The sequence below is a fragment of the Desulfovibrio sp. genome (assembly GCF_035644575.1).
Classification (GTDB): domain Bacteria; phylum Desulfobacterota; class Desulfovibrionia; order Desulfovibrionales; family Desulfovibrionaceae; genus Desulfovibrio.
The window spans coordinates 1-8,385 of sequence record NZ_DASQOG010000214.1 but is presented as its reverse complement, the minus strand read 5'-3'; the positions used below and the strand labels follow the sequence as shown (position 1 = coordinate 8,385).

The following is an 8,385-nucleotide window of genomic DNA, read 5'->3' as shown; positions in this document are numbered from 1 at the left end:
AGGCACGCTTGTCACTCAGGAGGACTCCACCATGGAAGCCGTACTCGTTTCCGGCATTGCATATGACAAAGATCAGGCCCGCGTGACCCTGCGCGACCTTCCCGACGTGCCCGGTACGGCTGCGGCGGTGTTTGGCCCTCTCTCCGAAAAGGGCATTCTGGTCGACATGATCGTGCAGAACACCAGCCAGGACGGCCACACCGACATGACCTTCACCATCTCGCGCAAGGATCTCAAGCAGACCTTGCAGATGATGGAAGAAGTGGCCCAAAAGACCGGCGCGCGCGAAGTGCTGCACGACGTGAGCGTTGCCAAGGTCTCCGCCATCGGCGTGGGCATGCGCAACCATTCCGGAGTTGCCGCGCGGGCCTTTGCCGCACTGACGCAGGAAGGCATCAATATTCTCATGATCAGCACCTCTGAAATCAAGATCACCATCCTGATTCAGGAAAAATACGTTGAGCTTGCCGTGCGCATTCTGCACGACACCTTCGGACTGGACTGGGATCTGGGCTAAGCGCCTGCCATTCAGTTTACCGACATATTGAACAAAAAAACTCCCCGCTTGCGGGGAGTTTTTTTGTTTTGGAGATACTCAAAATATCGCGAGTCGTTGTTCTTATGACAAAGCTCTCTGCAGACTCTTGACGGCATCTGTGTTGTGAAGGAGTTGGTAATAATCGGCAAGGCAGCCATAAGCCCCCGCCCTCAGAGGATTATCAACATCAACAAGCAGTTTTTGGAGATAACGCAAGCATTCCGCATGATTTCCCGCCAGTAAATTAACCCTTGCCGCCAGCATCCAAACTACTGAAGTATCATAATACCTGCTGTATATCCGCACCATATTCAATGCCAGACCAATTTTATTCATTGATATACAATCTGTTATCAATGATTCGAATTCACGCGGAGTCTTCTGAAAATCAGATACATTCTTGCGGATATCTTCCAGCGTCGGCATGCAAGATTTCTTTTGTTCCACAAGAAACTGAATGTCCTGATCCAGTTCCCCCTCCTGAGATTCCTGCCTGACAAATTCAGCCAGAGCAGCATCATAATCTCTGTCACGACTCGTTGCACGGCCGCGTTTAATCTTATCCTTAAAGTCTTCCAAAGATTTGTAGTAATAATGATTTATTTGGACAGTTCTGGATATGTGGTATGATTGGTATGAAGCAACGGGAACATAATCTTCGTTCACGCAAAAGCTTCCATCGTGGTATCCAAAACTGTGAGGAGTAAAAACCTTATCAACTTTTGATGGTTGTACAATTGATTTTATATGACTATCAAAAGAAATAACTTTATTATAATTCTTTATAACACCACCAGCAGGAATTGTCCGGTGCCCTGCTGATCCAAATATTTTCCAATGAATCGCCAAACCGCCATAGTCAATGTATCTGTCAAGAATATCGCGAATGTCGTGTTCCGACCTCGGCACTATAAATTCATCAATATCAATAAATGCCATCCACTTACATTGGCTTCCATACTTTTGCAAACAATCCATGTACGCAATGCGTTGCTGATCTACATCGCGCGTGGAATTAATGACAGTTACCAAACCGCTATCTATATACTCAGGCAGTGCTTCAGAAATAGGCACGCGACTATTATTATCATAAATATAAATATGTTCAAATCCTATGAGTAAATGATACTCTACCCACTCCTTGATAAAAGACTCTTCATTTTTCGCTATTGCACATATCGTTGCGTAATACATGGCGATCATCACCTATTAATGCTATTCACGAATTTATACGTAGATGACTACTTTGTTGTCATTCACCAAACCTCAAGCACAAAAAAAGTAACCTCTGAAAGGACATCACGCAAGGAGCAGGCGCCGCAGGGCGGGCACATCATCGCACAACTTGTCCGCCCCGGCTTCTTCAAGTTCGCCGCGCGAGCCGTAGCCGTAGAGCACGCCCACGCCGTCCATACCCACGGCATGCGCGCCAAGAATGTCATATTTTCTGTCGCCCACCATCAGGCATTGCGCCATATCCACAACACCGCACAGGCCGCAGGCATGCCGCAGCACGGACGTTTTGCTGTTGCGCGGGCCGGTCAGCTCCGCGCCCGCCACATGGTCAAACAGGCTGGCAATGCCAAAATGCTCCAGAATACGCTGGGCAAAGGGTTCCGGTTTGGATGTAGCCAACGACAACACCCGGCCCTCGCGCCGCAGGTCTGCCAGCATGTCTGCCACGCCGTCATAAAGCGCATTTTCAAATATACCCGTGACCGAATAATATTCACGATATTTCTGCACGGCCAGCTCAGCCTTGGCAGTGTCGCCCCCAAACAGCTTACCGAACGAATCTCTCAGCGGGGGGCCGATAAAGTAGAGCAGATCATCGTCAGCGCGGGCAACGCCAAAATACTTCAGGGCATGCTGCACCGAGCGGATGATGCCGGTCTTGGAGTCTGTCACCGTGCCATCAAGATCAAAAAAAAGGTATTGCTTCACGAAGGGGATTCCTTGCTTCCGGTTTCGGGCGAAGGGCTACTCGCCGTTAAAGGGCGTATGCCGCCCGGTGCCGTCAACGCCAAACTTGCTGTCCAGCGCCTTGTTGTCGCCCGGTGCTGTAAAATAGCCGTTCATGGTGCGTTGCGGTACGCCCATGCCCAGCAGGGTACCCACAGAAACAAAATTGTAGCCCCGGCGGCGCAGTTCCGCCACAGTCTCGCGCAACAATTGCGCCGAACCCTTGGGCACCAGATTGGCATGGAACAACAGTATGGAGCCCGGTTTGGCCTGCGAGGCAACCAGATGGGCCTCGCGCCGCGCATGCTCGACATTGGTATTGTCTGCGCCGGATTCCGCCACCACATCCCACTGTACCACCTGCATGCCCAGCTTTGCCAGCGCCTGTAGAGACTGGTCGCTGCAACGCCCGTAGGGCAGACGGAACAGTGTGGGCACAGGCTGAATGACAGGCTCCGGGCGGCCCTGCGCCCTGGCTTCGCGCAAGGCCTCCTCACGCAGCAGCTCATACTGCGCCTGCGTCCACAAAACCTGGGCGCGCAGGCCAGCCGGGGAAAGCAGGGCAAAGTTGCCGTGCGACCATGCATGATTGGCTATTTCAAACTGCGGCTCGGCCATGATTTGCACCACACGGCGGGAATGCGTGCGCATCCACTTGCCGCCCATAAAGAGCGTGGCCGGGATATGCTCGGCCCGCAAAAAACCGAGAATATCCATATCGCAGCCGGTGGTAACTGTATCCAGCTCACAAAGATCAAAGGTAAGGGCAACCACCTTGGCCCCATCGGCCAGCGCTACTCGCCGGATGGTACCCACCGCATCGGGCCCGAGCGGAGGAAGCATCACGGATGGCTCGCGTTTGGCGGGCGGGGTTGCATCGTTGCGCAACGCTTTGCGGGCATCCTGCGCATCGGGCGCCCATGAGAGGGCCGGAGCCGCCGAAGCAGCAGGGGCAGCAGCAGGCACAGCATCAGCAGCAACCGCGGCAGTGCATATGCCCGTAAAAAAGCAGAAAACGCCTGCCAAAAGAGCAACAATAAGCCGCAACCGCAAAACCGGGCTGACTGAGCTGAACATAGAGGGAAACTCCTGCGCCGCGTTACGGCGTCAAACAGCAACTTTTGGGAACGATAGTTCAGGGATTAGTGCGCTGTGCACACAGTGAAGCCTTTTTCTGCCAAGCAGGTCTATATCCTTTACACAATCGGCATACAAGCGTAGCGAGTGGCATCTATACCCACCTGTAATCATAAGAATTAATTCCCCAGCAAATTGCGTGTTGAATTTATTTTTCAAATATCGCATAGTTTCAAAACCTATTTACGGCGGCGTGTTGGCCTTGCGTGGGCATTACTGCGGGGTTTGCTATCTGCGGAGATCAAGGCAAAAACTTATATCCAGGCGATCAAGACCACATGTCCCACATCAAAATACCCGTTTCAACCCTACGCCCGGGGATGTATATTGTTGACCCCGGGATATCATGGCTGAAAGCCCCCCTGCTGTATATGCAGGAGGGAATTTTGGCGTCGGACGACGAGATCAACGGCATAATCCTTCAGGGATTTGCAGAAGCATACTACGACCCGGAACGTTCACGCGACGAAAATTCCGCAGCTCCCCAGCCAAACACCCCTCTTGCCATAGAACTGCAAACCGCCAACAGAATTTATGAAGACGCCTACGAGAACGTGAAAAACTTTCTCGAATCCGCCAGAGGCGGCGCGCTTGATCTTACCTTTGCGCGCCCGCTGGTGGGCGACATCATCAAAAGCCTTTCGCGCAATGTTGACGCGCTGGTGACGCTTTCCCTGCTCAAAAAAACAGACGAATACACCTACGCCCACAGCGTTAACGTGACCATTTTTGCCGTTGCCTTTGCCAATTTTCTGGGTATGCCCGATGACCGCCTGCACAACGTGGGGCTGGCCGGACTCTTGCACGATTACGGCAAGGCGCTGATTCCCAAAGAAATTCTCACCGCGCCCCGCTCCCTGACGTTTCAGGAATTTGAGGTCATGCGGTCGCACGTGCTGCTTGGTGTTGAAAAAATCAAGCAGTTTTCAAGTGTTGAGCAAGAAGCCATTGAAGGCATTGCGCAGCACCACGAAAAGCACAATGGTACGGGCTATCCCAATCGGCTATCCGGCAAGCAGATTGGCGTTTTTGGCCGTATTCTTTCGCTCAGCGACGTGTATGACGCCCTTTCGTCCAGGCGTGTTTACAAGGGCGCACTGGCCCCCAACAAGGCGCTGGGCATGATGTACAAAATGCGCGGTCAGGCCTGGGCCCCCGGCTATGTGGAACGCTTTATCAAGATGGTGGGCATTTTCCCCGTGGGTACTGCAGTGGAGCTTTCAAACGAGCATCAGGGCATTGTGTGCCGCTCCAACCCCAATTTTCCCGCGCAGCCCTGCGTTCTTGTGGCGCGAGACCCTGACGGACGCGCCATTCAACCACAGTTTGTCGACCTCACGCGCTATATAGGCCTGCGCATCACGCGCTCTCTATCTGCGGCCGAAGCAGCGCATTTTGATATCCCGATGTTGCTGGGCGGTCCTGCGTAGGCCAGTTCACTGGTCGTGCAGACAAACACCATTCAGTACGCCCCACCAGCAATCCACGGCATTTTTTGCCACAAATACACAATGTTCACATTTCTTTTACACATCCGGGCTTGCCCGCAGGTGCTGTAAACGCTATACATCGGCCGAGGGATAAACCTTCTATTTCAGTATGTTCACCATCCGGGATGCGGCAAGGCCCTGCCCCAGAATTTGAAATGTCAAAACGCATCAGGCTTAAGGATAATTTTCATGCGCAGAGTTGATGTTTTGATTGGTGCCCTCAGCCAGCTGACTGGCCGTGATGAGGAAGCTGTGGCCCAGACCTTTGAAGCCATCATTTCCAGCAATCCGGAGAAAGGAAAAGACCTGCTTGCGGAAATTACCTTCAGCGAGGCTTCGGTCATGCGTGAAAGACTCCTCAAGGACGGCCCCGATGTGCTGGCCCGCCTTGTGAGCAGAATCAGCGACTAAAACCGCCCCGGGCATTCTGCCAAGGGCGGTCAGGCTGATATCAAACCCTGTCTTGCGGTATTTTGCGGCCGAAGCGGTTAGTTACCGCGCCCGAGCTGTGCAGACCGTGCCAGGCTGGCCTTGCAGTACGCCGCAAAGGCTACCAGCAGGCTTGCGGCGTCAGGGTTTCAATGAGCTTCCACTGGGCGGCAAAGGCCTTTTGCGAGCTGCGAGATTCTGCATAGCAGCGGGCCTCTCGCTTCATGGCAAACAACATGGCCTCGTCGCTTGCCAGAGCCACCATGGCCGAGGCATAGGCCTCTGCTGTTTCCTGCCGCACCACTATGCCGCTTTTATCCGGCACCACGTTTTCTCTTGGGCCGCCCTGCCCGCTCACCACCACTGCCAGCCCCGCAGCCTGCGCCTCCAGCACAACCTTGCCATACGTATCTGTGGTTGAAGGGAAAACAAAGATGTCGGCTTCTTCATAGGCCTGCACAAGCGCAGCACCGCTCAGATAGCCCGTAAAGGTCACGGGCATGTCCGCAGCCTGCGCCTGAAGTTCCCCGGCCTGCGGGCCATCGCCCACAATGGTCAGCTGCGCGCCGGGGATATGCTCCAGCACCATCCTGAAGGCATCCACAAGACGGTTGACGCTTTTTTCTCTTGAAAGCCGCCCCACATACAGAAAACGTGTTCCCTGAGCGCTTTCCCGCCCGCTGTTGCGCCAGGCTGGCGTGTAGCGCGAGGCGTCCACCCCGCGGGGATAGAGGCGGATTTTTTCCTCGGGCAGACCGTGGGCGATCAGTTCCTTCATGGTGGCAGCCGAGGGCGCAAAGACCACATCCATCTGGTTATAATACCAGTACACATATCGCCAGGTGGCTTCTTCCAGCGAGGGGTCGCCCGTCAGCTCCAGAATATACTGCGGAAATGCCGTGTGGTAGGTGGCGTGGATGGGCAGCTTGAGCATTTTTGCCGTCAGCAGGGCTGCAAGCCCCATGGGGCCGGGCGTTGCGGAGTGCAGCAGGGTATAGCCGCTCTCATAGCAGTGCTGCACGATTTTAAGCGCGGGCGGATAGTGCAGCGTCAGCTCGGGATATTCAGGAATGGAAAAACTGCCCGTGGGGCTGAAATTTATGGGACCAAGTCCGTCGGAGTGGCTGCCTTGGGCATTTTCTGGCCGCACGCAGGTGAGGATGTCCATTCTCTTGCCCTGCTCCCGCGCCAGAGGCAACATGGATTGCAGGGTTTTGGCAACGCCGTTCACCTCAAGATAGGTATCCGTAAAATGGGCAATGGCGGCCCTGTCCGCCGCCGTGTCCGATCTGGCGTCCCTTGGAAGAAAACGGCGCAGGCATTCGCGCGCAAACATTTTATCCTGCGCAAAAAGCGAATAGCCGATGCCGTAAGGGGCAAGCATGGCGTAGAGCGACCCCATGGCGCCCACCAGCTTGAACACATTGAAAAAATTTCCTTTGAGCACGTCAGACAAAACAGAATTGGCGCAGGCAAGCTGCACGTTTTCCGCCACATCGCCCACAAAGCGGGCCAGCAGCGCCTCGCGCCGGGGCATGCGCTCCTGCGGCACAATGACGTTGACGCTGTCCGCCGCCACGGCAAGCTCCGGCGATTGGGCAATGGCCCTGCCAGCCGCCTCAAGTATACTTTCCTGCATGCTTTTTTCTGAGCGGGACACCCATCTGCCGCAGTTGAGCAAAAATCCGCCAATGGACATGACGCGCGTCTTGATGGTGCGGCTGCGCGTATCAGGCTTGCCCGTGAGCATGTTTTCGGCAAAGCGTAGAACGGTGCTGTTGTTGATATCCTGCGCGAGCCCCGTGGAGTTTTTGTAGAACTGGTAGCCAATTGCGTACAGATTATGGGCAAAACCCAGCGGCGTTGCAGGTATGACCCGTGGCGTGGTGCCACCTGCCATGACAGCCCGCAACAAGGCCGAAGCCGGGGCGTGGCCCGAGCAGCCAAGTTCTGCGCGGGGAACTTCTATCACCGTGGAACTTCTGGCGATATTGCAGGAGGAATGGTCGTCGGACCCGGCCACAAAACTCTTGCGCCAGGGCTGGGCAACAAGTGCGCTGACGTTGTGTTTTTCTTCCATTCTGGCTGTGGATTCCGGGGTCAGGGCCTCCACAATCTGACGCAGCGCGTCATTCTGCACATTATTGCGCGCACCGTTGAGCTCAAAAACTGAAAACAGCAGTATGAGCTGCTCCACATGGCCCAGAGTCAGCCGGTTATTGGCCGCGCACAGGGGGTGCGCGCAGGCGTGGGCAATGCCCTGCCCCATCAGGTAGGGAACAAGCTCAAAGATGTTGCCCCGAAGCCGCGTTATCTCCCTGTGCTGCGCCTCGGTGATATCCCAGGCAAGCACATGAATTTCGCACTTGTCCTCAGGAAAGTAGGCCGAAATTTCTTCGCTGATGAATGTCTGCGGCAAATGGGCGATTTCCAGCGCGCCAGCAATGGTGTCGTGATCCGTAATCGTAACGTAGTCCATGCCCCTGGCTCTTGCGATGTCGTAAATCTTGCGGGGAGGTGTGTAACTTTCGCCGCAGCCGATCTTTTGCAAAATCCACTGCGAGGGGCAGGTTGAATGGCGGGAATGGACGTGCAGATCTACGCAGAACGAGGCATTGAAGGGGCTGAAATTTTTCTGCTTTCCGTCTGGGCTTGGGAACATGCGGCTTCCTCCTGAATGTGCTGTGACCATTCGCGATTCCGCCATCATCACGCCGTCAGCAACTACGTTGCCGTAACGGCGCGACACATCCGCCGTTTACAGCGTTGCCTGAAATGATGCGGATGCGTACTGGGTATTGCATGGTCTGCACTATAGAAAAAATCCAG

General features: G+C 54.6%; 7 protein-coding genes. 3 read left to right on the top strand and 4 right to left on the bottom strand.

Annotation, left to right across the window (positions count from 1 at the left end):
* Positions 1 to 517: ACT domain-containing protein (locus VEZ52_RS11990; RefSeq protein WP_324837017.1), on the top strand; the 517-nt coding region annotated here is incomplete at its 5' end.
* A 102-nt stretch (positions 518 to 619) separates the two neighbouring features.
* Here the strand turns inward: VEZ52_RS11990 and VEZ52_RS11985 are convergent.
* From VEZ52_RS11985 to VEZ52_RS11975, 3 genes are all read right to left on the bottom strand, one after another.
* Positions 620 to 1,741, bottom strand: a complete 1,122-nt coding sequence (locus VEZ52_RS11985) for a glycosyltransferase family 92 protein (RefSeq protein WP_324837018.1) — start codon at positions 1,739 to 1,741, stop codon at positions 620 to 622.
* A 96-nt stretch (positions 1,742 to 1,837) separates the two neighbouring features.
* On the bottom strand, positions 1,838 to 2,482 hold the full coding sequence (locus tag VEZ52_RS11980; RefSeq protein ID WP_324837016.1) for an HAD-IA family hydrolase: 645 nt from the start codon (positions 2,480 to 2,482) through the stop codon (positions 1,838 to 1,840).
* Between the two features lie 36 nt (positions 2,483 to 2,518).
* Positions 2,519 to 3,577: a polysaccharide deacetylase family protein gene (locus VEZ52_RS11975; RefSeq protein WP_324837015.1), complete on the bottom strand. Its 1,059-nt coding sequence runs from the start codon at positions 3,575 to 3,577 to the stop codon at positions 2,519 to 2,521.
* Positions 3,578 to 3,915: 338 nt separating this feature from the next.
* Here VEZ52_RS11975 and VEZ52_RS11970 point away from each other — a divergent pair, with 338 nt between their 5' ends.
* Complete coding sequence (locus tag VEZ52_RS11970) at positions 3,916 to 5,067, top strand: HD-GYP domain-containing protein (protein ID WP_324837014.1); 1,152 nt, start codon at positions 3,916 to 3,918, stop codon at positions 5,065 to 5,067.
* A gap of 249 nt (positions 5,068 to 5,316) precedes the next feature.
* Positions 5,317 to 5,538, top strand: coding sequence for a hypothetical protein (locus VEZ52_RS11965; protein ID WP_324837013.1), 222 nt, complete (start codon positions 5,317 to 5,319; stop codon positions 5,536 to 5,538).
* Positions 5,539 to 5,677: 139 nt separating this feature from the next.
* Here the strand turns inward: VEZ52_RS11965 and VEZ52_RS11960 are convergent, their stop codons facing one another.
* Entirely contained in the window at positions 5,678 to 8,218 is a 2,541-nt protein-coding gene (locus tag VEZ52_RS11960) for a glycosyltransferase (protein WP_324837012.1), read from the bottom strand.
* Between the last annotated feature and the right edge of the window lie 167 nt (positions 8,219 to 8,385).

Coding starts and splice junctions, on each gene's coding strand:
- VEZ52_RS11985 (WP_324837018.1), bottom strand. CDS start 1,741: ATGATCGCCATGTATTACGCAACGATATGTGCAATAGCGAAAAATGAA.
- VEZ52_RS11975 (WP_324837015.1), bottom strand. CDS start 3,577: ATGTTCAGCTCAGTCAGCCCGGTTTTGCGGTTGCGGCTTATTGTTGCT.
- VEZ52_RS11970 (WP_324837014.1), top strand. CDS start 3,916: ATGTCCCACATCAAAATACCCGTTTCAACCCTACGCCCGGGGATGTAT.
- VEZ52_RS11965 (WP_324837013.1), top strand. CDS start 5,317: ATGCGCAGAGTTGATGTTTTGATTGGTGCCCTCAGCCAGCTGACTGGC.
- VEZ52_RS11960 (WP_324837012.1), bottom strand. CDS start 8,218: ATGTTCCCAAGCCCAGACGGAAAGCAGAAAAATTTCAGCCCCTTCAAT.